Source organism: Erythrobacter sp. (genome assembly GCF_036351135.1).
Lineage (GTDB): Bacteria > Pseudomonadota > Alphaproteobacteria > Sphingomonadales > Sphingomonadaceae > Erythrobacter.
In genome coordinates this window covers 146,247-171,908 of sequence record NZ_JAZBON010000009.1, presented here as the reverse complement: position 1 = coordinate 171,908, position 25,662 = coordinate 146,247, and the positions used below count along the sequence as shown (strand labels likewise).

At 64.6% G+C, this 25,662-nt stretch carries 19 protein-coding genes; 15 read left to right on the top strand and 4 right to left on the bottom strand.

All coding sequences use genetic code 11. The features are described from left to right. Window positions 1–9 precede the first annotated feature (9 nt). From V2I30_RS01925 to V2I30_RS01915, 3 genes are read left to right on the top strand one after another with little or no spacing between them, the layout of a single operon-like run. Window positions 10–822 (top strand): SDR family NAD(P)-dependent oxidoreductase, encoded by an 813-nt coding sequence (locus V2I30_RS01925; RefSeq protein ID WP_330660376.1) that lies wholly within the window; start codon window positions 10–12, stop codon window positions 820–822. Next, the gene (locus V2I30_RS01920; protein WP_330660375.1) at window positions 819–1,715 is read left to right on the top strand and encodes an alpha/beta fold hydrolase; all 897 of its coding nucleotides are present in this window, start codon (window positions 819–821) and stop codon (window positions 1,713–1,715) included. Before V2I30_RS01925 ends, V2I30_RS01920 begins: the two co-directional genes overlap by 4 nt. Before the next feature lie 39 nt (window positions 1,716–1,754). Further along, window positions 1,755–1,979, top strand: coding sequence for an amphi-Trp domain-containing protein (locus V2I30_RS01915; protein ID WP_330660374.1), 225 nt, complete (start codon window positions 1,755–1,757; stop codon window positions 1,977–1,979). A 2-nt stretch (window positions 1,980–1,981) separates the two neighbouring features. Here V2I30_RS01915 and V2I30_RS01910 read toward each other — a convergent pair whose 3' ends face one another. Beyond that, window positions 1,982–3,103: a DUF2332 domain-containing protein gene (locus V2I30_RS01910; protein WP_330660373.1), complete on the bottom strand. Its 1,122-nt coding sequence runs from the start codon at window positions 3,101–3,103 to the stop codon at window positions 1,982–1,984. Between the two features lie 71 nt (window positions 3,104–3,174). Between V2I30_RS01910 and hisG the strand changes: the two genes are divergently transcribed. The 7 genes from hisG (at window position 3,175) to V2I30_RS01875 (ending at window position 12,714) form a co-directional block, all read left to right on the top strand. Beyond that, the gene (gene hisG / locus V2I30_RS01905) at window positions 3,175–3,861 is read left to right on the top strand and encodes an ATP phosphoribosyltransferase (RefSeq protein ID WP_330660372.1); all 687 of its coding nucleotides are present in this window, start codon (window positions 3,175–3,177) and stop codon (window positions 3,859–3,861) included. Beyond that, window positions 3,861–5,153: a histidinol dehydrogenase gene (hisD, locus tag V2I30_RS01900; protein WP_330660371.1), complete on the top strand. Its 1,293-nt coding sequence runs from the start codon at window positions 3,861–3,863 to the stop codon at window positions 5,151–5,153. The genes hisG and hisD overlap by 1 nt, the downstream gene beginning before the upstream one ends. A gap of 358 nt (window positions 5,154–5,511) precedes the next feature. Next, a complete protein-coding gene (gene nusB, locus V2I30_RS01895) occupies window positions 5,512–6,021 on the top strand; it encodes a transcription antitermination factor NusB (protein ID WP_330660370.1) in 510 nt (169 codons plus the stop codon). Between the two features lie 25 nt (window positions 6,022–6,046). After that, complete coding sequence (gene thiL / locus V2I30_RS01890; RefSeq protein WP_330660369.1) at window positions 6,047–6,907, top strand: thiamine-phosphate kinase; 861 nt, start codon at window positions 6,047–6,049, stop codon at window positions 6,905–6,907. Between the two features lie 189 nt (window positions 6,908–7,096). Continuing rightward, window positions 7,097–9,250, top strand: a complete 2,154-nt coding sequence (locus V2I30_RS01885; protein ID WP_330660368.1) for a sodium-translocating pyrophosphatase — start codon at window positions 7,097–7,099, stop codon at window positions 9,248–9,250. A gap of 304 nt (window positions 9,251–9,554) precedes the next feature. Then, window positions 9,555–11,645: a S9 family peptidase gene (locus V2I30_RS01880; protein WP_330660367.1), complete on the top strand. Its 2,091-nt coding sequence runs from the start codon at window positions 9,555–9,557 to the stop codon at window positions 11,643–11,645. A gap of 142 nt (window positions 11,646–11,787) precedes the next feature. Then, the gene (locus V2I30_RS01875; RefSeq protein WP_330660366.1) at window positions 11,788–12,714 is read left to right on the top strand and encodes an acyl-CoA thioesterase; all 927 of its coding nucleotides are present in this window, start codon (window positions 11,788–11,790) and stop codon (window positions 12,712–12,714) included. A gap of 12 nt (window positions 12,715–12,726) precedes the next feature. On the opposite strand, the gene V2I30_RS01870 is transcribed toward V2I30_RS01875, so the two are convergent. Both V2I30_RS01870 and V2I30_RS01865 read right to left on the bottom strand, forming a co-directional pair. After that, window positions 12,727–15,090, bottom strand: a complete 2,364-nt coding sequence (locus V2I30_RS01870) for a TonB-dependent receptor (protein ID WP_330660365.1) — start codon at window positions 15,088–15,090, stop codon at window positions 12,727–12,729. A gap of 147 nt (window positions 15,091–15,237) precedes the next feature. After that, window positions 15,238–16,056, bottom strand: coding sequence for a universal stress protein (locus V2I30_RS01865; RefSeq protein WP_330660364.1), 819 nt, complete (start codon window positions 16,054–16,056; stop codon window positions 15,238–15,240). A 124-nt stretch (window positions 16,057–16,180) separates the two neighbouring features. On the opposite strand from V2I30_RS01865, the gene V2I30_RS01860 reads away from it, so the two are divergent. The 4 genes from V2I30_RS01860 (at window position 16,181) to V2I30_RS01845 (ending at window position 21,935) form a co-directional block, all read left to right on the top strand. Next, entirely contained in the window at window positions 16,181–17,674 is a 1,494-nt protein-coding gene (locus tag V2I30_RS01860) for a carotenoid oxygenase family protein (RefSeq protein WP_330660363.1), read from the top strand. 128 nt (window positions 17,675–17,802) lie between these two features. Further along, window positions 17,803–18,414, top strand: coding sequence for a superoxide dismutase (locus V2I30_RS01855; RefSeq protein ID WP_330660362.1), 612 nt, complete (start codon window positions 17,803–17,805; stop codon window positions 18,412–18,414). A gap of 354 nt (window positions 18,415–18,768) precedes the next feature. Continuing rightward, a complete protein-coding gene (locus V2I30_RS01850; protein ID WP_330660361.1) occupies window positions 18,769–20,181 on the top strand; it encodes an HWE histidine kinase domain-containing protein in 1,413 nt (470 codons plus the stop codon). Window positions 20,182–20,513: 332 nt separating this feature from the next. Then, window positions 20,514–21,935: a spinster family MFS transporter gene (locus V2I30_RS01845; protein WP_330660360.1), complete on the top strand. Its 1,422-nt coding sequence runs from the start codon at window positions 20,514–20,516 to the stop codon at window positions 21,933–21,935. Here the strand turns inward: V2I30_RS01845 and uvrC are convergent, their stop codons facing one another. Next, on the bottom strand, window positions 21,936–23,990 hold the full coding sequence (uvrC, locus tag V2I30_RS01840) for an excinuclease ABC subunit UvrC (RefSeq protein ID WP_330660359.1): 2,055 nt from the start codon (window positions 23,988–23,990) through the stop codon (window positions 21,936–21,938). A 220-nt stretch (window positions 23,991–24,210) separates the two neighbouring features. Between uvrC and V2I30_RS01835 the strand changes: the two genes are divergently transcribed. Continuing rightward, entirely contained in the window at window positions 24,211–25,656 is a 1,446-nt protein-coding gene (locus V2I30_RS01835; protein ID WP_330660358.1) for a peroxidase family protein, read from the top strand. The last annotated feature ends 6 nt before the right edge of the window (window positions 25,657–25,662 follow it).

The following is a 25,662-nucleotide window of genomic DNA, read 5'->3' as shown; positions in this document are numbered from 1 at the left end:
GGAGAGCAAGTGGACTATACGGGCAAGACGGTCTGGATCACGGGCGCCTCGTCGGGGATCGGCGCGGCACTCGCACGCGATGCGGCGGGGCGCGGGGCGCATGTCATATTATCCGGGCGCGACAAGGCGCGTCTTGCCGACGTCGCGGGCGATTGCGACGAGACGCTGGTGCTCCCCTTCGACGTGCGTGACGACGAGGCCCTGGCCGAAGCCACGCGCCGCGCGCTCGACTGGAAGGACGGGATCGACCTTGCCGTCGCCAATGCCGGCGTGTCCCAACGCAGCCGCGCGCTCAAGACCGACATGCAGGTCTATCGTGACATCATCGCTATCGACCTCACGGCTCAGATCGCGTTCGCGCAGGGGCTCATCGGACCCATGGTGGAGCGCGGCAGCGGCGCGCTCGCCTTCATCTCCTCTATCGCAGGCAAGGTCGGCGTGCCGATGCGCACCGGCTATTGTGCGGTCAAATTCGGGCTCGCCGGCTATGGCGATGCGCTGCGCGCCGAATTGTCGCAGAGCGGGGTCAGCGTCCATATGATCTATCCCGGCTCGGTCGCCACCGATGTCTCGCGCAACGCGCTGACCAGCGATGGCAGCGCGCGCGGGGTCTCGGACAAGGTCATCGACGAGGGCATCCCCGCGCCCGAGGCGGCCGGCATCATGCTCAACGCGATCGCGAAGGGCGAACGCGAAATCATCGTCGCGCGGGGCATGGAAGAACAGATGGGCGAAGCGCGCCGAACCCCCGATGCCCTGTTCGACCAGGTCGCGGCCATGGTTGCGGGCGGATATATGGAGCGTATGGAGGAAGGCGAATGATCGCGCTCGAACAGCGCCGCGTTACGCTCGCCAACGGGATCGAACTCGACGTGGTCGACGAGGGCCCGCGCGATGCGCCGGCGCTGATCTTCCTTCACGGCTTTCCCGAAAATCACCGTACCTGGCGCCACCAGATTGACCATCTCAAGGACCGCTATCGCTGCATCGCTCCCGATCAGCGCGGCTATCGCGGGTCTTCGAAACCGGATGCGGTCGAGGATTACGCGCCCGACAAGCTAATCGCCGACGTCTTCCTGTTGGCCGATGCGCTCGGTGCTGAGACTTTCACCATTGTCGGGCACGATTGGGGCGGCGCGATCGCCTGGGGCGTGGCGCTGGGCGGCCAGCATGCGCGCGTGACCCGCGCGATTATCGCCAACGCCCCGCATCCGGCGATCTTTCAGCGGCTGCTCTATACCAACCGGGTCCAGCGCGAGGCCTCGCAATATATCCGTGCCTTTCGCAACCGCGCGAACGATCCGCTGATCGAGGAGCAGGGCCTGCGCGGTATCCTCGAACGCGATGTCAAATGGGACCGGCCCGATGCGATGGACGCAGCGGAGCGCGCGATCCTCGACGCCGATTGGCAGGATCGCGAGGCCGCCTTCGCAATGCTGAACTGGTACCGCGCGACCAACATGGACGTGCCCGATATGGACGCGCCCTTCGAAGTGCCTGCCGACTATACTCCGCCCGACCTGCCGCGGCTGACCATCCCTACGCTGGTGATCTGGGCGCTCGACGATCTCGCATTGCCGCCCGAAAATCTCGAAGGGCTGGACCGGCTGATCGATCCCCTGACCCTGGTGCACATTCCCGATTGCGGCCATTTCGTGCCGTGGGAGGCGCCGGACGAGGTCAATGCGGCGATGGACCAATTTCTGCAATCTTGATCGCCTACCCGATCTCTCCCGAGAAGAGGAGAGAGCGCCATGAGCGATATGCAAGACCGCGATGTCACCAAGACCTACTCGACGAACCAGAACATCGCGAAGCTGGAGCGGCTGATCGAGGCGCTCCGCGATGGCCAGGATTTCGAGATCCAGGTCGACAATGAACGCCTGACCGTGCCCGCGGGCAGCGAGTTCTCGATCGAGCACGAACGCGAAGGCCCCATGCACGAGCTCGAGTTCCAGTTCCGCTGGCGCGAAGACTGAGCTTATTGCGGCGCATCGCCCGCCCATTCGACCCATGCGCCATGCGGATGCGCATGCGAGAGCAGATGCGTCCCGCCGTCCTGCGCGCTGCCGTTCCAGTAGCGCACCTTCAATTCGTGGCGGAAGGTGGCGGGATCGGTCTCCAGCGCGATCCAGGCGAGCGGCCTTTGAGGCGTCGCCCGCTCCCCCGCCGCCTCGAACGCCGCGGTGATCGCGTTCTGTGAGCTGGCAGGCATGTATTGCCACATGATCGAGTGGAACATCGCCCGCGTTGTGCCCTGCGCCTGCGGCCGAGCGAGGCGTTCACTGGCAAAGTCGGCGGCGTCCTGCCGGCGAAGGTCGGGCGGCTCGGTGCGCGCAAGGGCGATTGCTGCCTCGATACGCTCCATCCGGCCGGGGGCATCGGGCCAGACATAGGATTTGAGCCTTAGCGCGGAGGCATCGTCGGTAAGGTCGATCGGAGCGACGTCGCAGCCTGTAACTTCGAGGATCGCGAAGTCGCGCGGCGGCGGCGGCGGACCAGACTCCCCGCGCCATTCGGGCGCAATCCGCATCGGCGAATCCTCCGGTCCGACCGCGACATTGCCAAGCGCGAACCGATATCGCTCGATCATCGTCAGCACACCCGCGCTCACCCCCAGCTCGAACAGTTCGAAGCGCGGGTGTACCCGGCGCGCCAGCCAGAGCAGCCCCGCCATAATGCTCGCCGCGCGGCCCGCCTCGTTGGTCTGCGGCGGTCCGGCCAGCCAGCCGAGCAGGCGCTGGTCATGCGCCTCGACCAGCGCGGCGACGCGTCGGTCGACTTCGTCCTGATCGGTGATATCGCCGCTATAGACGAGCGCGAGGCGCGCGTCCTCGCCGGTCAGCAGCAAATGATGCAGCCCGCCCGCAAGCCGCAGCGGGACGGCGTCCTTCAGGGTCAGCCCCGGCCAGCTCGCCATCCGCCGACCGGTGGCCGTATCTCCCCGCGCCACCTGCTTCATCGCCAGGACCACGCGCGCGGTGCCGGGGGCCCCGTTCTGCGCGGCGTGATCGGCCTGCCAGTCAAACGCCGCGTCGAGATCGGCGATCTGCATGACCTCGCCCTGCCCGCCAGCTCCCTCCGCCCCGGTTTCACTCGTCATGACCCGCCCTTCCCCTCACCCTTCGCAAGTTGTTGCCCTTTCCAACACCGCCGCGTAAGCCCGCCCGCGGTATGAAGCCCGCGGCCCCTCCCCGACTGACATTCGCCGTGCCCAAAGGGCGCATCCTCGAAGAGGCGCTGCCGGTGATGGCGCGGGCCGGCGTGGTGCCCGAGGAGGGGTTTCACGACAAGGCTAACCGCTCGCTCTCCTTCGACACGACGCGCGCCGACATGCGGCTGATCCGGGTGCGTGCCTTCGACGTCGCGACCTTCGTTGCGCATGGTGCGGCGCAGCTGGGGATCGTCGGCTCGGACGTGATCGAGGAGTTCGATTATGCCGATCTCTACGCCCCCGTGGACCTCGACATCGGCCATTGCCGCCTGTCGGTGGCGCGCATGGCGGACGCCCCGCCGCATGATCCCAGCGCAAGTCATGTGCGCGTCGCGACCAAGTATCCCAGCCTCACCGCGCGGCATTTCCGCGGCCGCGGCATCCAGGCCGAATGCGTCAAGCTGAACGGCGCGATGGAGCTCGCGCCCCAGCTCGGCCTCGCCAGCCAGATCGTCGACCTCGTCTCGACCGGGACGACGCTCAAGATGAACGGGTTGGTCGAGAAGGAGCGCATTCTGGGCATCACCGCGCGCCTCATAGTCAACCGCGCCGCCTTCAAGACCGACCCGCGGATCGCCGCGCTCGTCTCCGCTTTCCGCAAGGACGCCGAAGCGCGTGCGAGCGGCAAGACACGGGACGCCGCCTGATGCAGCAGCTTTCGACCAGCGACCCCGATTTCGAGCGCCACTTCGCGCGCATCGTCAATGCCCGGCGCGAAACCGACGGCGACGTGGCGAGCGCGGTGCGCGACATCCTGCGCAACGTGCAGACCGGCGGCGACAATGCGCTCGTCCAGTACACCCAGCGCTTCGACGGCTATTCGCTGACCGAGGACGCTGACTGGTCGATCACGCGCGATCGCTGCGAACAGGCCTATGACGAGATCGAAGCCGAACAGCGCGATGCGCTCGAACTCGCGGCGTCGCGCATCCGCTCCTATCACGAGGCGCAGCTGCCGAGGAACCGCGACTATGTCGACGATGTCGGCGCGCGGCTGGGTGCAAAGTGGAACGCGGTCGATGCTGCGGGTCTCTACGTGCCGGGGGGGCGGGCGGCCTATCCCTCCTCGCTGCTGATGAACGCGATCCCCGCCCGGGTCGCAGGGGTCGAGCGGGTGGTGGTGGTGACGCCGACGCCCAAGGGCAATTCGAATCCGCTGGTCCTTGCCGCTGCTCATATCGCCGGGATCGACGAGATCTGGCGCGTCGGCGGTGCGCAGGCGATCGGCGCGCTCGCCTATGGTACCGATCGCATCGCTCCGGTCGACGTCGTGGTCGGCCCGGGCAACGCCTATGTCGCCGAGGCCAAGCGCCAGCTCTACGGCGTCGTTGGCATCGACATGGTGGCAGGGCCGAGCGAGATCCTGGTCGTCGCCGATGGCCGCAATGATCCCGATCACATCGCTGCCGATCTCCTCAGCCAGGCGGAGCACGATCCCAGTTCGCAGTCGATCCTGATTTGCGACGACGAGGGGTTCGTGCGCCAGGTGACCGATTGCATCGACATCATGCTGCTCGATCTCGACACGGCCAGGGCCGCCAAGGAGAGCTGGGACGAGAACGGCGTCGTCATCCTGGTGGGCAGCATCGCCAAGGAGGCGCCCGCGCTCATCAACCGTCTCGCCGCCGAGCATGTCGAACTGGCGATCGACGAGCCGGAAGCGGTGTTCGAGAGCATCCGCCATGCCGGCAGCGTGTTCCTGGGCCGGATGACGCCCGAGGCGGTCGGCGATTACGTCGCCGGGCCCAATCACGTCCTGCCCACCGGGCGCCGCGCGCGCTTTTCGAGCGGGCTGTCGGTGCTCGACTTCATGAAGCGCATGAGCTTCCTTAGCCTCGACGAAGACGCCTTCCGCGCAATCGGTCCCGCGGCGGCGACGCTTGCCCATGCCGAGGGTCTTCCGGCCCATGCGAAGGCGGTCGAGCTGCGCCTCAAGTGAGCGAACACGTGGTTGCCCGTGCGGCGGGCGGCAAACCCTACAGAGTGGAACAGGTGGAACACGGTCCAGGCGCAAAAACCGCGATTGTGTCACTCTCGGTCGCGAGAGTGACACTGTCGGCGTCCGAATCGTCACCAAAACGCGAAAAGTGTCATCCTGCGAAACCAGGCCTGTCACCCTACGGCGATGAAAGTGTGGACGTGGAGCGCGCGCGGTGTCACCTACCGCAGCGCTTACCGGGTCGCACAATTCGGCGGGATCGCGATGGACATTTCGAACCATGGCGGCAGGTGTACCCCTCGCCTCACCCTGTAGGAAAACAGACAGCAACGATTTGAACCAGGCTCCTCGCCCCGACATGAACCAGCCCCCCCTCTCTTCCACGCGCTCGAACCCCGGCTCGAACCCGCGCGCCCAGTCGCGCTCCGCCGCGCGGCTCGCCGCCGTCCAGGCGCTTTACCAGCGCCAGATGGAGAAAACCCCGCTCGCCAGGCTGCTCGACGAGTTTCACCAGCACCGGATTGGGCGCGAGGTCGACGACGAGGACCATGCAGGTGAGGTCTTCGCCGACGCCGAGATCGAATTCTTCGACGATCTCGTGCGCGGCGTCGATGCGCGTCTGGAAGAGATCGATGCACTGCTCGCCGCCCGACTGGCGCAAGGATGGACGCTGGCCCGGCTGGACAAGACCATGCTGCAGATCCTGCGCGCTGGCACTTACGAGTTGATGGCGCGGGCCGACGTGCCCAAGGCGAGCGCGATCAGCGAATATGTCGATGTCGCCAAGGCGTTCTTCGACGATCGCGAGGCGAAGTTCGCCAACGGCATACTCGACGCGGTGGCGAAAGAGGTGCGTACCGGACCGTAAGCGGTCATGGATACGGGCAGCGCACATGATGGACGAAACCGAATTCCTCTCCGCGCTTCGGACCCTGCCCCTCCATCCCGGCGCGCGGCAGCTGCGCGACGATTGCGCGCTGATCGAGATCGGCGGAGAAACGCTGATCTTCAATCACGACACGATGACGGAAGATGTGCATTTCCGACCGAACGCCGATCTTGCCGATGTCGCGTACAAGCTGGTCGCCATCAATCTGTCCGATCTCGCTTCGAAAGGAGCCGAACCGGTCGGCATCCTGCTCGGCCATTCGCTGGGCGGCAATGACGGGCGCTTCATCGAAGGGCTACGCGAGGTGACGGCGGAATTCAGCGTGCCCCTGATGGGCGGGGACACCGTCGCTGCGACGGGAGCGAGCACCTATGCGGTCACCGCGGTTGGACGCGCGACATCGCGCCCGGTCCCCTCACGCACGAGCGCCGAAATCGGGCAGGGTGTGTTCGTGACTGGCCCGGTCGGGCGCGCGATGCTGGGCTTCGAGGGGCATCCCGAACATCTCGCCAATTTCAATCGGCCGCGCCCGCGCCTGACGGAAGGGCGCGCGCTCGCACCGCTGGTCGGGGCGATGATGGACGTCTCGGACGGGCTGCTGCTCGATGCGTTTCGCCTTGCCAATGCGAGCAACGTATCGCTGGCGCTGGACAGCACGCTAATCCCCGTCGCCGATCCGGCCCGCGCCGACGAATGCATGCGCTGGGGCGACGATTACGAATTGCTCTTCACCGCGGCGCGCGACGTTCGGCTCCCCGTTGCGGCAACCCGCATCGGCCAGGTGGAACCGCGCGGCTTCGCCCCGCTGGTGCTCGATGGCGAGCCGGTGCTGAATTCCGCCGGGCTTGGCTACAGCCACGGCTAGGCCGCGCTCGATCTCGAAACAGGCCCGATCTCAAAACTGGTGAAATGCGCCTGCCGCCGCGCTCTTCGGACTTGTCAGCCGGTGGCAAGTTCGTATGACTGAGCGCCTTGCGCCGCGAACAAAATGAGCGGGACCTGAAAGCCGGCGCAATTTTCCACACATTCCGCGTCACGAGAGAGGGGATACTTCGTGGACCTGATACTGATTTCGATCGCGCTGGGCGTGCTCGCCGTAATCTACGGCGCCTTCACCAGCCGGCAGGTGCTGAGCGCGAATGCCGGCAATGCCAAGATGCAGGAGATCGCCGGCGCGATCCAGGAAGGCGCGCAGGCCTATCTCAACCGGCAATATACGACGATCGGCATTGTCGGCGTGGTTGCCGCGGTGATCGTCGGACTGTTCCTCGGGGTCATCCCCGCGGTAGGCTTCGTGATCGGCGCGGTCCTCTCGGGCGTGGCCGGATATATCGGGATGAACATCTCGGTACGCTCCAACGTGCGTACCGCGGCGGCGGCAGAAAAGGGCCTGCAGCAGGGCCTCACCATCGCCTTTCGCGCCGGCGCGATCACCGGCATGCTGGTCGCGGGTCTCGCGCTTCTCGCCATCGCGGTGTTCTTCTGGGTGCTGGTCACCCCGATGGGTCTCGCCGCCAACAGCCGCATCGTGATCGACGGCCTCGTCGGCCTCGCCTTCGGCGCCTCGCTGATCTCGATCTTCGCGCGTCTGGGCGGCGGTATCTTCACCAAGGCCGCCGATGTCGGCGCCGATCTCGTCGGCAAGGTCGAAGCCTCGATCCCCGAGGACGATCCGCGCAACCCCGCCACCATCGCGGACAACGTCGGCGACAATGTCGGCGATTGCGCCGGCATGGCCGCCGACCTGTTCGAAACCTATGTCGTCACCGTCGGCGCGACCATGGTGCTGACCGCGCTGCTGTTTTCCGAGCAGCTCGGCGACCTGCTGCTGCCGATGATGAGCTTGCCTCTGCTGATCGGCGGGGCGTGCATCGTCACCTCCATCATCGGCACCTATTTCGTCCGGCTGGGCAGCGGCACCAACGTGATGGGCGCGATGTACAAGGGCTTTATCGTTACCGCCCTGCTCGCCATCCCCTTGATCTATGTTGCGATCGAGCTGGCGGTCGGCATCGGTACCGACTTCGGGGCCAATACGGTCAACGTCGATCCGGGCGCGCCGATCGCCGAGGAAGGCACCAGCACGCAGGTGATGGATTTCACCGGGCTGGACCTGTTCTGGTGTTCGCTGATCGGCCTGGCGCTGACCGGGATCATCATCTGGATCACCGAATATTACACCGGCACCAATTATCGCCCGGTGCGCTCGATCGCCAAGGCTTCGGAAACGGGTCATGGCACCAACGTGATTCAGGGCCTCGCCATCAGCCTTGAATCGACCGCGCTGCCGACCATCGTCATCATCGCGGCGATCATCGGCGCCTATCAGCTCGCCGGGCTCATCGGCCTCGCCTATGGCGCGACCGCGATGCTGGCGCTCGCCGGCATGGTCGTGGCGCTGGACGCCTATGGCCCGGTGACCGACAATGCCGGCGGCATCGCCGAGATGGCGGGGCTGGACGAGAGCGTGCGCGAGAAGACCGATCTGCTCGATGCGGTCGGCAACACCACAAAGGCTGTGACCAAGGGCTATGCCATCGGATCGGCGGGGCTTGCCGCGCTGGTGCTGTTCGCCGCCTACACGGCCGATCTGCGGCTATTCTTCCCCGAGGCCGATGTCGATTTCAGCCTCGAGAACCCCTATGTCATCGTCGGACTGCTGCTGGGCGCGCTGCTGCCCTATCTGTTCGGCGCGATGGGGATGACCGCGGTGGGCCGCGCGGCTGGAGACGTCGTCGTGGATGTGCGCGAGCAATTCGCCGCCGACAAGGGCATCATGGCCGGCACCAGCCGCCCCGATTATGCTCGCACGGTCGATCTCGTCACCAAGGCGGCGATCAAGGAGATGATCGTCCCCTCGCTGCTGCCGGTGCTGGCGCCGATCGTCACCTATTTCGTCATCCTGTTTATCGCCGGCCAGGAAAACGCCTTCGCCGCGCTCGGCGCTCTGCTGCTTGGCGTGATCGTCGGCGGGCTGTTCGTTGCGCTTTCCATGACCGCCGGCGGCGGCGCATGGGACAATGCGAAGAAATATATCGAGGACGGCAATCACGGCGGCAAGGGCTCCGAGGCGCACAAGGCCGCGGTGACCGGCGACACCGTGGGCGATCCCTATAAGGACACCGCCGGCCCGGCGGTGAACCCGATGATCAAGATCACCAACATCGTCGCCCTGCTGCTGCTCGCAGCGCTCGCCGGCGCGCAGTAGACGCGCAATAGGGGTCGGGCGTGCGACGCCGGACCATGCTATCGGACCCCGCCCGCGCCGTGCTGCTTTCGATGGGCAGCGCGGTGCGGGCGGGGTTTTCACTTGCGGTTCACGTCTTTATGCCTAAATTCCGCCCCGGGACTGAGGGCTGGACGCAGCGCCGTGCGCGCATTTCCTGCCGACATTATCAAACTATCGCCGGGTCGCTCGCATTCGTGCCGAGTCCTCGTCCCGTGAATTCATGCCGTGCTCCGCTCGCGCTTCCGGGCGTGGGGGAGCCCGGTTTCAAGGGGTGACGAGGGACATGATCAGACACACGCTTTTCCGTAACACGGCGCTTCGCGCGCTTGCCGCCGCCTCGCTGGGCCTCGGCGCCAGCCTGGCCGCAACCGCTGCGCCAGCTGCCGCGCAGGACGCCTCGAGCGCGCCGCAGGTTCCCGAAATGCTCGAAAAACGCATTCCGGCGGGCGAGTTCGTCAAGCAGGCCAACATGCGCTCCGTGCGCATCTCGCCGGACGGCAACCGGCTGGCCTATCTCGCCAACAATAGCGGGCGGCAGGTGCTCGTCACGCTCGACCTCAACAACATCGAAGCCGGGCCAAAGCTCATCCTCGAAGCCGAGGAAGCGCGCGAATCTGGTCAGCGCTCGCTCGCGGGCTTCCGCTGGATCGGCAACGAGCACGTGGTGATGACCGTCATCAGCCGCGAGAATATTAACGGCCAGCTCGGCGATTTCCGCCGCCTGGTTGCCTATGACGTGACCGACGGTGAACTCGTTCAGCAGGCCTGGCGCAATGCCGGCGGCGATGCGGGCGTCATCCTGCATATCGATCACGACACCGGCAAATACCTGCTGCAGCGCGATGCAATCAGCGAAAACACCGAACGCTGGGGCTATCCCGAAGTCGTCGAGGTCGATGTGAACGACGGCAAATACAGCTACGTGCAGCGCACCAACCCGGTGGTTACGGGATGGCAGGCCGACGGCAATGGCACCGTGCGCGTCGGCGGTAATTACGATAGCGACACAGGCAAACAACGCATTCTGTATCGCTCGGAAGACGAGTCCAACTTCAAGACCGTCTACAACGAGGCCGACGCCACCTTTACCGAGAGCCTGCCAGCACCCGAGGTCTTCGTTCCCGGCACGGACGACGCCTACGTCACCAGCCGCGAGGACGGCTACACCAAGGTCTACCGCATGAACATGCAGACCATGCAGCTGGGCGAGCCGGTGTTCGAGGTGGCGGGCCACGATGTCGACGGCGTCATCTCCAGCCCCGATGGGAACCGCGTGCTGGGCTATGTCTCCTACGAGAATGGTCAGCGCGAGGCCGTCTACACCGACGAGATGATGAAGCAGCTTCAGACGATGCTCGAGGAAGTGTTCGGCGAGAACGAGGCGCAGATCGTCGACTGGTCGGACGATTTCAGCAAGATCGTCGTCTTCGGCGGCGGGCTGAACCGGGTCGGCGCCTATTACCTGTACGACACGCAGACCGGCCAGCTGGGTCTGCTCGCCTGGCAGTCCGCCAGCCTCAAGGACGCGCCGATCAACCCGATGCGGGCGGAAACCTACACCGCGAGCGACGGGACCGAGATCGAGGCCATCATCACCATGCCGCGCCACCGCGAAGGGCAGACGGGCCTGCCGGTCGTGGTCATGCCGCATGGCGGCCCGTTCGGCGTCAAGGACACGATCAATTTCGGCTTTGCCTCCTGGCACCAGGCGCTGGCCGAACAGGGCTATGTCGTGATCCAGCCGAACTATCGCGGTTCGGGCGGCTACGGCAAGGAATTCGAGAAGATGGGCCGCGAACCGGGCGGCTACGGCATGCGGATGCAGGACGACCTCAACGATGCGGTCACCGCCTTTGCCGCCAAGGGTCTGATCGATGCCGACCGCGCATGTATCATGGGCTGGTCCTATGGCGGCTATGCCGCGGCCCGCGGGGCGCAGCGCGATCCCGATGTCTGGCGCTGCGCGGTCGCTGGCGCAGGGGTCTACGACATGCCGCTGATGAACGAGTGGGATCGCAAGAATCTTGGTCGCTTCAGCGAAGGCTTCCAGGCGACTTCGGACAATCCGCAAGCCATCTCGCCCGCGCTTCATCCCGAAGGCGAATGGGCGCCGATCCTGATCGTTGCGGCCAAGCGCGATGCGCGTATTCCGATGGAACAGGCCGAGGCGCTCGTCGGCGCGCTGCGCCGTGCGGGCAAGAGCGAAGGCACGGACTTCAAGTACATCGTCCAGGAACAGGGCACCCACAATTTGCCCTATGACGACGTCCATATGCAGTGGATCGAGGAGGCACATGCCTGGATCGAGAAGCACAACCCGGCCTACGTTCCCGCGGACGGCGACGAGGCGCCTGCGGTCGTCGCGATGAACTGAGCTCGCTTTCAAGTGTAACCGCGCAACATAGGGCGCGCCGGTAGCCAGGACTTCATTCCGCTGCCCGCGCGCCCTTTTTGTATCGCCAGCCGCTTCCTGCGCGCTTGACCGGCGCGGGCGGGCTGCGCATGGCGCGTGGCATATGAGCGAACCCCACGATCCCGCGAAAACCGTCGCCGCCCTTGTCGATCTGCTGACTGTCGAAGAGCGCAGCCCCGACATCTATGCCGGCCATCCGCAGAAAGGCGGCGTGGGCCGGGTGTTTGGCGGGCAGGTCGTCGCGCAGGCGTTGCAGGCGGCGCAGGCCAGCGTCGAGGACGGCAAGGCGGCGCATTCGCTGCACGCCTATTTCCTGCGCGGCGGACGCGAGGGGCTGGAGACCGAATACCGGATCGAGCGCGATTTCGACGGGCGCAGCTTCTCCAATCGCCGGGTCGTCGCCTCTCAGGAGAACGAGGACGGCGCGGCGACCCCGATCCTAAACCTCACCGCGAGTTTCCAGACGCGCGAAGACGGGCTGGAACACGACGATGCGCCGATGCCCGACGTCGCTCCGCCCGAAGAGCTCATGCCCGATATGGAGATGCGGCGGGCGATGGCGGACAAGATGGGCGACAAGCTCTCCGATGCGCAGCGCCGCCTGATGCTGCGCCCACGCCCGATCGAGATGCGCACGACCGACAAGCTCCACTGGATGAATTCGGACAAGAAGCCGCCGCGCGTGCATAGCTGGTTCCGGACCGCCGCACCCCTGCCATCCGATGCCGACACCCCCGCGCTCCACCGCGCCATCATCGCCTATGCCAGCGACTACACGCTGCTCGGCACCAGCGCGCTGCCGCACGGCCTGTCCTGGATGCGCGGCGAGCTCGTTGGCGCGAGCCTCGATCACGCGATCTGGTTTCACAGGGAAGCGAGAGCGGACGAGTGGCTCCTCTACGCCACCGATTCGCCCTGGTCGGGCAGCGGACGCGGCTTCAACCGCGGTCGGATCTACAACCGCGCAGGCGAGCTCGTCGCCAGCGTCGCCCAGGAAGGCATGATGAGAAAGCGTCGGCGCAAGGGGTGACGCGCCGCCCGCTCACTGACCGAAACGCGCCGTCAGTTGCACGCCGTAAAAGCGCGGTTCGGCGGGGATGAAGGTCGGCACGCCGAAAGCGCCGCCCGTATTGCCCGCATCGAGCAGATAGTCCTCGTCAAAAGCGTTGCGGATGAAGCCGGCTATCTCGAAACGATCGTCGGCAAAGCTCACGCCGGCACGCGCATTGACGAGGGTCACCGGCTCCTGACTGATGAGGTCGCTGTTGGGCACCTCGAAAAAGATGCGGCTGCGATGTGTGACGCTGGGGGTGGCGAAAAAGCGCATGCCGTCGCCGAAAGGGTAATCGATGGTGAAGCCGCCCGACGCCTGAACCTCGGGTTGCAGGCGGAAACGCGCGCCGGAAAAGGCGGGTGAGAAGGCGCCGTCCTCGTCGATCCCGCCGTCGATATAGCCGACATTGCCGAACACCTGCAGCCAGTCGGCGAGCGTCACCAGCAATTCGGCTTCGACGCCGAGATTGGTCGCCGACCCCGCGCTTGCGGTGACGAAAGTGCCGAGCGGACCGTCCGGATCCTCGATCGAGACCTGGAAGTTGGAATAGTCCTGATAATAGACGCCGAGCGAGCCGGAAATGGTCGGCCCTGCGAATTTGATGCCGGCCTCGTAGTTCCAGACGATTTCTTCGGAAACTAGATCGAGATCGGGCACCACGCTGCCGCCTGCATCGACCTGGGCGCCGAGATCGACCACCGGCGAACGGCGGCCCTTGGAGATGGTGGCGAAAACGTTGACGTCGCTGCTCACACGATAGAGCGCGTTGAAGCGCGGCAGCACGGCCTGGAAACTGTCATCGGCGGTGAAGGTCTGCCCATTGGTGTCAAGGAAACCGGGGATCAGCGGCGCGCCGCTCAGCACGCTGTCGGGCGAATTCGAGATGAAACCGGCCTGCCTGTATTCGTCGAGAAAGCGCACGCCGGCGGTCAGTTCGAGATCGTCGGTCGGCAGCCATGTGACGTCGGCGAACACCGAATAGGCTTCGTTGCGGCCCCGATTTTCGAAGACGGCGGCATAGGGGATGAAGTCAGCTGCGCCCATCGTCGCAAGGCCGGTGACCGCGCTGGCGGGAACGCTACCGTCGGGCGCAACGCAGGGGATGCCGGGGATCAGCGGCGCACCGAAAAGCCCGGTGAGGCATTGGAGGAACAGTCCCTCCTCGGTGGCGAAGGGGACGTTCTGCGCGCCGTCCTCGATAAAGACGTTCCAGCCCGCGCTCGCCCGCAGGCTCGCTCCGTCGTAAGTGAAGCGGCCTTCGTGACTCGCCTGCCACCCATCGGCGTTCTCGGCGAATTCGAGGAAGGGCGCCGCGCTGCCATCGGCGTCGAACACTTCGCGACTGTCGAATTCGCGGTAGCCGTTGACGGTGGTGAAGGTCCATTCGTCGGCGAACTGGTATTCGGCGGTGAGGCTGACATCGTAGACCTCGCGGTTCAGCCCCAGCTGATCGTCGCCCAGCGCTGCCGCGCCTTCGGGAAAGCCACCGAAATTGGCATCCTCGAAGGCGTTGTCCGGCCCGCCCGGCGCTCCGGCAAAGGCGGGGAAGGTGCCCGAGATGAAGGGCGTGCCGCCATTCCTTTGCTGATCGTAGGTGCCGATCAGGTCGAGCGTGAAATCGGGCGTCGGCGCAAAGCGCAGCGAGGCGCGCACACCCAGCTGGTCCTGCGCGTAGAGATCTTCTTCTTGGTTGGGCGACAGGTTTTCGACATAGCCGTCGCGCGTGCGCCATTCGAAGGCGATCCGGCCCGCCAGCACGTCCGATCCGGCATTAAGGAACCCGCCGAGCAGCGTCTGATCGAAATTGCCGTATCCACCGGTGATCTCGCCCGAAAAGCTTTCGCGCGGGCGGGCGGAGACGAGGCTGATCGCCCCCACCGCGCTTGCCGTCCCGAACAAGGTCGCCTGCGGCCCCTTGATCACCTCGACCCGCTCGAGATCGTAGATCGCCTGATACGATCCGCGCGAGCGCGAAATGTCGACGCCGTTGTAATAGAGCGTGACGCGCGGGCCCTGCTGCGCGGAGCCGCTGTCGGAGGTGATGCCGCGGATGACGATGCCGGGATTGTTGGCGCTTTGCTCCTGGATCAGGAGGCCGGGCACGTAGTTCGACAGCTCGTCGAGATCGGTGACGCCGAGCTCTTCGATCCGGTCCCCCGTCACCGCCGAGATCGTGATCGGCACATCGAGCGCGCGCTGTTCGACCTTTTGCGCGGTGACGATGATGGTGTTGCCGCTCGCGCCGATATCCTCGCCGCGCTCCTCGTCGGTGGCGACGTCCTGCGCCACGGCAGGCACGGCGAGAGTGGCAACGCCGGCGAAGAGCGCGGCGCGAATAAGCGAACGGGTCATGGGCGGGGAGGCTTTCAGCTGTGGGAGAACTGCCCGCCTGCTAGATGCGCCCGGTGTCAGGTTAAGGACATGCGCGTGTCACCTACAAGGCAGTCTTGCAGTTTGAAGGCGGCGCCGACCCCCGCGCGCCGCCTTCGATGTGCTCCCTCAATGCGCAAGGAAGATCGGCATCTCCGGATCGCTCAAGGCGCGCCGCGTCACCCCGCCCATCAGCATCTCGGCAAGCCGCGAATGGCCGTAGGCGCCCATCACCAGCAATCCGCATTCACGCCTTTGCGCGGCGGAGAACAGCGTGTCGGAGATCTTCGCATCGCCGCGCGGCACCTCCACCAGTTCGGCCTCGACGCCGTGCCGGCTGCAATAGCGCGCCGCCTCGCTCGCCGGGAATTCGGCGCGCTCCTTGGTTTTCTCCTCCGCCACGCTGAGAAGGAACACCTTGTCCGCCTTCACCAGCATCGGCATCGCGGCGCGCAGCGCATTGCATGCCTCGGCCGAGCCGTTCCAGGCGACGAGCACGGGCGCGCTGGCGTCGAGGCTCTTGGTTTCGCCCGGGACCACGATGACCGGGCACGGCGCCTTGACCGCGAGCGAGCCGGCCATCGCCGAAGGCCCGCGCCGGCCCTCTTCGCCGACATCGTGCGGGCCGATCAGGATCACGTCGTGGAGCGGCGACTGATCGAGCAGCCGGGTTTCGGCCATGCCGTAGAGAAAGCGCCACTCCCAGCTTGCATCCTCGTTGGCGAGATCGGTCTCGATCCGCGCGCGAAGCTCTTCCGCGTTCTGTTTGATCTGCGGCATCGCCGCGGCCAGCGCCGAGCCGTAGAAATCGCCCGGTGCGAACACTTCGTAACTGACCGCCTGGAGGCAGGTGATATGCCCGTCATGCGCGCGCGCAAGATCGAGCGCGGCCTGCATGCGGGCTTCGAAACAGCTGTCGGAGTCGACGTGGAGGAGGATCGATTTCATGGCATTTCTCCCGTTGTTGGATACGGATTTTCGCAAAGACGGCGCAGAAGCGCATTGAGCAATATCAAATTTGCGCCGAATATGCGTGGCGGGCTATGATCGGCGAGGAAGGGAGGGGAATGCCATGACGATAACGCGCGAAGCCCCGCTGCGGACCAGTCTGAAACCCTCGGACCATCCCTATCTGAGCGGACCGTGGAGCCCGGTCCACGAAGAGGTCACGGTGGACGAGCTGGAAGTGATCGAAGGCGCTATCCCCGAGGATATCGACGGCATCTACCTGCGCAATACGGAAAACCCGGTGCACCAGCCGCTCGGCCGGCATCATCCTTTCGACGGCGATGCGATGATCCACCAGGTCAGCATCTCGGGCAGCAAGGCGAGCTATCGCAACCGCTTCGTGCGCACCCACTGCTTCGAGGCGGAGCAGATTGCCGGCCGCGCGCTATGGGGCGGGCTGATGGACCCGCCCGGCACCGGCGAACGTCCCGGCTTCGGCGCGCATGGAGGCCTGAAGGATACGGGCAGCACCGACATTGTCGTTCATGCCGGCCGGGCGCTCGCCACCTTCTATCAATGCGGCGAAGCCTGGCAGCTCGATCCGGTCACGCTGGAGCCGCTGGGCAAGGCGCCGTGGGGGCCGCTCGACGGCGTATCGGCCCACCCAAAGGTCGACGAGGCGACCGGCGAGCTCATGTTCTTCAACTATTCCAAGCATGCGCCCTATATGCATTACGGCGTGGTCGACCGGGCGGGCAAACTCGTCCACTACACGCCCATCCCGCTGCCCGGCCCGCGCCTGCCGCACGACATGGCGATCACGAAAAACTTCTCGATCCTCAACGACATGCCGCTGTTCTGGGATGCCGATCTGCTGCAGCGCGACATCCACGCGGCGCGCCTGCACGAAGGCGTGCCCACGCGTTTCGCGCTGATCCCGCGCCGCGGGCGCGCCGACGACATCCGCTGGTTCGAAGCCGCGCCGACCTACGTGCTCCACTGGACCAATGCCTATGAGGACGGTGAAGAGGTGGTGCTCGAAGGATATTTCCAGGACAAGCCGATGCCCGACCCGCTCGAGGAAGCGGGCGAATACAGCCACATGATGGCCTATGTCGACGAACACAGCTTCCAGAGCCGGCTGCACCGCTGGCGCTTCGATCTCGCCACCGGCGAGACCCGCGAGGAACGGCTGTCGGACCGGATCTGCGAATTCGGGACCATCAATCCCGACTATCTGATGCGCGCAAACCGTTATGTCTGGTCGACCACCACGCGGCCCGGCTGGTTCCTGTTCGACGGCTATGTCCGCCACGATACGAAGACGGGCGAGGAGCAGGTCTATCGATTGCCCGACGGAGTCTATGCCAGCGAAAGCCCGATGGTGCCGCGAAAGAACGCATCGGCGGAGGACGACGGCTATCTCGTCACCTTCCTGATCGACGAGAACACGCAAAGCTCGCAACTTGCCATCCTCGATGCGAGCGACATCGCCGCCGGCCCGATCGCCCGCGCCGCCCTGCCGCACAAGATTTCAAGCGGCGTGCACGCCACCTTCGTCACCCACGCGCAGCTCGCGGCCGACGCCCGCTTTCACGCGCGGCGCAGCGCCGCCTGAACCGCTCCCGACCGTGTTCGCCCCGGATCGGCGCGATCTTGGACCCTTTATCGCGTCGGCGCATTGCATAATTGAACCCTTCCCGCGGGAGAGCCCCTTCCCCCGCAACCCACAGGAGACCCCCGATCATGGCTTTCAGACTTATCGACCTGCCCTATGCCGACACCGCGCTCGATCCCGCCGTGTCCTCGGAAACCTTGTCCTATCATCACGGCAAGCACCACCAGGCCTATGTCGACAAGACGAACGATGCGATCGACGGCACGGCCCATGCCGACAAGCCGCTCGAAGACATCATCGCCGCCGCACGCGGCAGCAATCAGGGCCTGTTCAACAACTCCGCCCAGAGCTGGAACCACGGCTTCTACTGGCATTCGATGACCGGTAATGAAACGCAGCCTTCCGACGAACTCAAGGCGATGATCGAAGAGGCCTTCGGTTCGGTCGACAAGCTCAAGGAAGAGCTCAAATCCCGCGGTGCCGGCCATTTCGCCAGCGGCTGGGTCTGGCTCGCGGAAAAGGGCGGCAAGCTCTCGGTCGAGGAAACGCATGACGGCGATACCCTCGCCGACAGCGACTTCAACCCGCTGCTGACGATCGACGTGTGGGAACACGCCTATTACCTCGATCACCAGAATGCGCGGCCGAAATACTTGGAAGGGGTGACCGGCGACAAGCTCAACTGGAAATTCGCCAGCGACAACCTCGCCCGCGGCACCACCTGGACTTATCCGAAGTAAGCAACGCGCTTCGAACGCATTCGAAGGCCCGGTCCGCACCCATGCGGGCCGGGCTTTTCGTAACGGAGGGAAGCAGTGCGATCCGGTATCGGAAGCCTTCGCCGGAAACTCCTGATAACCCACAAGAGATGGAAAGCGGCTGCTGTCATCAAATCGGGCAAATGGTCGAAACGGACCCCCGAAAGAGAACGTACGAATGGAATAAGCCTGCGTTTCCAACCACCCAATCGGCCATCACGATATAAATCTTGCTGGCCGTTTGGCGTTGAATTACTGCGCCATATCCTTTGAGAGCCGACGGCTGATCACATGACTGGCCAGTTCCCGTAGGCGGCTCGGCCAGGGAGGGATGCATTGACCGACAGTCATGATCTCACGGGGACGGGGAAAGACCACCTGGCCTTGGTGCTCGCCGTTGGCGACATCGGCATCTGGGAGTTGGATACGAATTCGAAGGCGGCATGGCGCAATGCGCGTCACGATGAAATCTTCGGTTATGCCACGCCGCTCGAATCCTGGACATATGAACAATTTCTCGAACACGTTCTCCCTGAAGACCGCGCAGCCGTTAACGAAAAATACGGCGAAGCTCTGCGCGAGGAACGCGATTGGTCATTTGAATGCCGCATCATTCGGGCTGACGGTGTCCAGCGATGGATTAACGCCAATGGAAAACCAATACGCGATGCGGGAGGATCGGTCAGCACCTTGATAGGGCACGTGATCGACATCACCCACACCAAGCGGAACGAGGAACATCTTCGGCTCGTTACCAACGAACTCAATCACCGCGTGCGTAATATGCTCGCCGTAATGAAAGCCATGATCGGCCTCTCCGCTAAAACCGCACAAGACGTTCCCTCCTTTGCAAGGGCGGTAGAGGGTCGTGTCGCAGCGCTTGGCCGTGCGCACGATCTGCTCGCCAATCACGGCAGCGACACGATCGCGTTGCGAAAAGTCATCCTGAACGAAACAGAAGCCTTTGTTTGCCTTGGCAACAGGCTTTCGGTCACGGGGGCTGACAAACTCGTTTTAAGACAGGAAACTGCGGAGAGGCTCGCTCTCGTCCTGCACGAACTTATGACCAATGCGCTCAAATATGGCGCGCTATCGAACGAAACCGGACGGGTGGAAATAGAGATCGAAAGCCGGTCGAACTGCGCTGTGCTGCATTGGCGAGAAAGGGGCGGACCGAGAGTTGTGCGCCCTAAAGCCTCTGGATTTGGTTCAACCCTGCTTGACAGAGCATTCGGTGGCAAGGGCAGCGTAATTGTCGACTACGATCAGGAAGGTGTGCAATGCAGGATAGAAATACCCGTATCCACTCCTTCGGTTGCCCCTGAAAAACCCACGCCCGCCGGTTTGAACGACGAAGAGAACGCAACAAAGCTGATAGGCAAGCGTGTGCTGGTGCTGGAAGACGAGCCCCTTATCGCGATGAGCCATGAAGCCGCTCTGGAACAGGCAGGCGCGATTGTGTTCGGTTCGTTCTCCAATTGCGCCGATGCATTGTCCGCGCTCGACAAGAAATCGGATGGGCCGGATCTCGCAATCCTTGATATCAATTTGGGTGAAGGCAATAGCGGCGCGGTGGCGGAGCGGCTAAAAAGCAACGGGGTGCCGTTCGTATTCACCACAGGATACAGCGAGAACAACGAATTGTTGGGCAGGTATCGGGACCACTTGGTGGTTAGGAAACCGGCCGCAGAAAGTGATCTCATCGCATCGCTGTCGGAAGCGTTCACCGGCCACGCAAGCGAACGCTAGGTTACCGATCGGCACATGCTGGCAATCCAGTTGCCGGACCAAAGGCAAGAGTTTCGGTCGTCCGCTCGAACGGAGAGGGACTATCGAGATACTAGTACGAAGCAGCCAGGCTATTGATCGGGTGACCACCACCCACTTTACCTCGCCCGCAATTTGGTCGAAGCTGCACGCCAGAGAAAGCCGCGACCCATAAATGGGCGCGGCGTGGGAGAGAGATCATCGACACACGGTTAGCCGCGCAGCCGGCCGGCATTGCCGCATCGCCCGCCGGTTCACCCAGCACCGGCTTTGGCACGCCGGGCTACCGCTCCTATGTGCTGGGCGCGCTGTTGATGGTCTACATTTTCAATTTCATCGACCGCACGATCGTCAACATCCTGACCGAGCCGATCAAGCTCTCCTTCGGGCTGGAGGACTGGCAGATGGGCCTGCTCGGCGGGCCGGCCTTCGCGGTGCTCTACACCTTCCTCGGCATCCCGATCGCGCGCGCGGCGGAGCGCTATAACCGGGTTTTCATCATCGCGGGCGCGGTGGTGATCTGGAGCCTGTTCACCGCTTTGTGCGGCTTTGCGGCGAGCTTCATGATGCTGTTCCTCTTTCGAGTCGGCGTCAGCATCGGCGAAGCGGGCTGCACGCCGCCCGCGCAATCGCTGATCGCGGACTATTTCAAGCCTTCGAGCCGCGCCACAGCGGTGTCGGTCTATGCGCTCGGCGTGCCTTTGGGCGGCATGTTGGCGGCGGTCTTTGGCGGAATGCTGGCGGGGATCGACGGGGCCGAGTTCGGGGAATTCGTCGGTTCGATCGGGCTGGGCGCCCTGTTCGGCGATCTCGACTGGAGCACGGTCGAGGGCTGGCGCATCGCCTTCGTCGTGGTCGGCCTGCCCGGCGTCCTGCTCGGCCTTATCGTGTGGCGTTCGATTACCGAGCCGCCGCGCGGCTACACCGATCCGGCCTCGCTGCAGGGTCTGGAGAAAGCGAGCTTTGGCGCAGCGCTCGGCGTGCTGATGAGGAAGCCCGCCTATCGCCACGTCGTATTCGGCGCGATGCTCGCCTCCTTCGTCGGCTATGGCGTCGGGCAATTCACCACCAGCTTCCTCATCCGCACCCATGGGCTGACGATCCAGGAAGCCTCGCTGCTGTTCGGGATCATCCTCGGTGTGATGGCGGCGATCGGGGTGTTTTCCTCGGGCTGGCTCGCCGATCGCCTGTCGCAGAGCTACCCGCGCGCGCTGTCCTGGTTGCCGGCGGTGGGCATGGGCGCCTCGGTCCCGCTCTATGCGTTCGGCTTTCTCGTCGACAGCCTGTGGCTCGCCATGCCCGCGCTGATGGTCGCGGCGATGATCCACTATTTCTATCTTGGGCCGATGTATGCTGTGTCGGGCGGCGTGGTGGACAGCCGGATGCGGGCGACCTCGGTTGCGATCACGCTCTTCGTCGTCAATCTGCTGGGCTACGGCCTCGGCCCGCCGCTGATCGGCATTCTGTCGACTTTTCTGAAAACAGTGTTCCTCGAAGGCTACGGCCTGGGCCTCACGCTGGAGGACTGCCAGCCGCTGATCGCGCTCGCGCCCGAATTGCAGGCGCAGCTATCGGGCACCGAGGCGGGCAACCTCGCCGCCTGTGCCGCCGCCGATGCGCGCGGTCTGCAATGGTCGATCGTGATCTTCATCTGCGGCTATGGCTGGGCCGCGCTGCACTATCTGCTCGCCGGGCGGACGTTGCAGGACGATATGGTAGCCGCACGGGGGGAATGATTACCCGCCCGCGTGGTAGAAATCGTAGATCTTGCGCGCGACCGTGTCGCTGACACCGGGGGCGCGCTGCAGGTCTTCGAGGGCGGCGGCGCGGACTTTGCTCGCGGTGCCGAAATGCAGCAGCAGCGCGCGCTTTCGTGCCGGGCCGATGCCGGGGATCTCGTCGAGCGGTGAGGCGGTAATCGCCTTGGAGCGCTTGGCCCGGTGCGCACCGATGACGTAGCGGTGGACCTCGTCGCGCAGGCGCTGCGCGTAGAACAGGACCGGCGAATTGGTCGGCAACGTCTTTTCGCGGCCGTCCGGGAAGTGGAACACCTCCCTCCCCTCGCGCCCATGATGCGGACCCTTGGCGATGCCGATCACCGGCACTTCGTCGGCGATGCCCAGTTCTTCGAGCACTTCCATAACCGACGACAGCTGGCCCTTGCCGCCGTCTATCAGGACGAGGTCGGGGAGGATCGCTTCGTGGCCCTTGGTCCTTCGAGACGAAGCCTCAGCCTTCGGCTTCGACTTCTCCTCAGGATGAGCGGTTGCTGAATCATTCCGCTCATCCTGAGGAGGCGAGGACGTAGTCAGAGCCGTCTCGAAGGACCCGCCGGCAAAGCTGCGAAACCGCCGCCGCATGACCTCGCGCATCATGGCGAAATCGTCGTTGGTCTGCGCCTCGCGAATGTTGAATTTGCGATATTGCGACTTTTCGAAGCCTTCCGCGCTGGCCACCACCATCGCGCCCACCGCTTTGGCGCCCTGAATATGGCTGTTGTCGTAAATTTCGATACGCTGCGGCGGCTCTTCCAATTCGAGGAATTCGGCGAGTTCGCGGTTGACCTTGGCCTTGGTGCCGGTCTCCGCCAGCCGGCGTTCGAGCGCTTCGACCGCATTGCGCCGCGCCTGTTCCATCAGCTTGCGCCGATCGCCGCGCTGGGGGATCGAAATGCCAACTTTGCGGTCCGCGAGTTCGCACAAGGCGGCTTCGATCAGCTCGCGTTCGGGCACGTCGCGATCGACCAATATGGTCGGCGGCGGCGGCACCTCTTCGTAGAATTGCAGCATTACGTCGGCGAGCACTTCGGCGGCGTCGATATCGGCGGGATGGCGCGGGAAGAAGGCGCGGTGGCCCCAGTTCTGTCCGCCGCGGATGAAGAAGGCCTGGACGCAGGTCTGTCCGCCCTTCTCCGCCAGGGCGAAGACATCGGCGTCGCCCATCGCCTTGGCGTTGATCGCCTGCGAGCCCTGGATGAAAGTCGCCGCGCGCAGCCGATCGCGTAGGATCGCCGCGGTTTCGAAATCGAGCTCCTCGGCCGCCTTCGCCATCTGTTTTTCCAGATCGGCCTGCACCCGGCCCGATTTGCCCGCGAGGAAGTCCTTGGCCTGCGAAACGAGCTCGTCATAGCCCGCCTCGTCGATCCGCCCGACGCATGGGGCGCTGCACCGCTTGATCTGGTAGAGCAGGCAGGGCCGGTCGCGATTGTTGAAGAAGCTGTCGGTGCACGAGCGCAGCAGGAACAGTTTCTGCAAGGCGTTCAATGTGGTGTTCACGCTGCCGGCGCTCGCGAAGGGGCCGTAATAATTCCCCGCCGCCCGCCGCGCACCGCGATGTTTGTGGATGCGCGGGAAGGCGTGGTCGCCGCGCAGCAGGATGAATGGGAAGCTCTTGTCATCGCGCAGCAGCACGTTGAAGGGCGGGCGATAACGCTTGATCAGCTGCGCTTCCAAAAGGAGCGCCTCGGCCTCGGAATTGGTGGTGACGATCTCCATCGCGCGGCATTGGCTGACCATGCGCTGGAGCCGGCTCGAAAGCTGCTTGATCTGCGTGTAATTCGCCACCCGCGCCCGCAAGGAGCGCGCCTTGCCGACATAGAGCACGTCGCCGCGCGCATCGAGCATCCGGTAGACGCCGGGCACGGGTTTGAGCGTCCGCACAACCTCGCGGATCGCCGCGACCCCGGCATCGAGATCGGGTGTGGCGCGCGCGATGGTGGAGGCGGCGCGTCCCTCGTTGAAACGCGCCGCCCCGCGCGGATCGTGCGGACTGCCGGCCTTGGTTCTCGTCATATTGCGCAAGATAGGGCGAGTGGCCGTGCGCGAAAAGCCCGCGCGGACGGTCGGCTAACGGCTTTGCGTAATGTGCCGGTGCGCTCGGGCGATGTCACACCTGAAAAAAGAAAAATACAACAAGTCGCGCTTTTACAATTCAGGTCGCGGTGATCTCGAGTAATCGATCCGAAACATAACAGGTGGGTTGCCTAATCGTAAGCTAACGGAAAGGCAAGTTATGTCGAATACAGAACATCATGGAATGAAGCCGCTCGAAGGGCTGAATCCCTATTGCAGCATGAGCCTTTACGGCGAGGAAGATTTCGGGGGGCTGCGCGAAGACCGGTTCGGACGCATGTTCGGCGAATTGCGGCCGGCCTATGTCTCTCCCGAAGTGTTGACGGAAGTCGGCGCGGTCGGCGGCCCGATGGACGGGGGCAATTCCGACGACAGGACCGACGACGTGCCGGTCGGCATGATCTTTTTCGGCCAGTTCGTCGATCACGACATCACGCTCGACGCCTCGACCACGTTCGACAGCGTAATCGACAATCCCGGCGAGATTGCCAATGTGCGTACACCGACGCTCGATCTCGATTGCATCTACGGCCTCGGGCCGGAGGCGCAGCCCTACCTCTTCGAACAGGGCGGGGATTTCGGCGGGGTGCGGCTGCTGACCGGGGCGGACAATCCCGGCCAGGCGGGCCTTGCCGAGCACGATCTCCTGCGCGCGCCGAATGGCCGCGCGATCATCGGCGATCCGCGCAACGACGAGAACCGGGTGATCAGCCAGATCCAGCTCGCGATCACGCGCTTTCACAATCACGTCGCCGAGACCCTGAATTCGGAAGAGGGCCTGGTCGGACACGATCTCTACGAAGCGGCGCGCGAACAGACGACCTGGCACTATCAATGGGCGCTGGTGAACGATTTCCTGACTGCGATCTGCGGCGCGCCGGTGGTGAAGAAAATCCTCGGCTGCGGGCGCCAGCATTATTGCGGCAACGTGCCCTTCATCCCGGTCGAGTTTTCGGTCGCTGCCTATCGTTTCGGCCATTCGATGATCCCGATGAAGGTCCAGGTGCGCAAGGGCGGCGCGCCGCTCGAGCTGTTCGGCGCGACGCTCGGCAGCGGTTTCGATGCGGTCGGCGATGCCAAGGCGGTGGTCGACTGGCACGAATTGCTGTTCACTCCGGAAAACCGTCAGGTCGAACGCGCGCAGCAGCTCGACACGCGGCTGGCGGGCGATCTCCTGAACCTGCCCTTCGTCACCGGGAGCGCCGCGGAAAAGTCGCTCGCCACCCGCAATCTGCTGCGCGGCAACGCCTTCCTGCTGCCCGGCGGCGAGAAGATCGCGGCGGCAACCGGCTGCGAGGAGGCGCAGATCGAGCGTGTGCTCGACAAGGTCGAGAGCCTGCATGCAGGGCTCGGCCGCGAAGGCATTCCGCTATGGCTCTATCTCCTCGCCGAAGCCGAAGTCGTCGGCCGTGCCGAGAGCAATGGCAGCGACAAGGAAGGCGAAGGGCTGGGCCCGGTCGGCGCGACGATCGTTGCCGAAGTCATCATCGGCCTGCTCGAACTCGACGATCATTCCTATCTCGGCGCCAACCGCAACTGGGCCCCGCGCGAAGAGTGGAACACGCTCGGCAAGCTCGTGACCGTCGCGCAGCCCGCTCTGCCCTGAACCTGG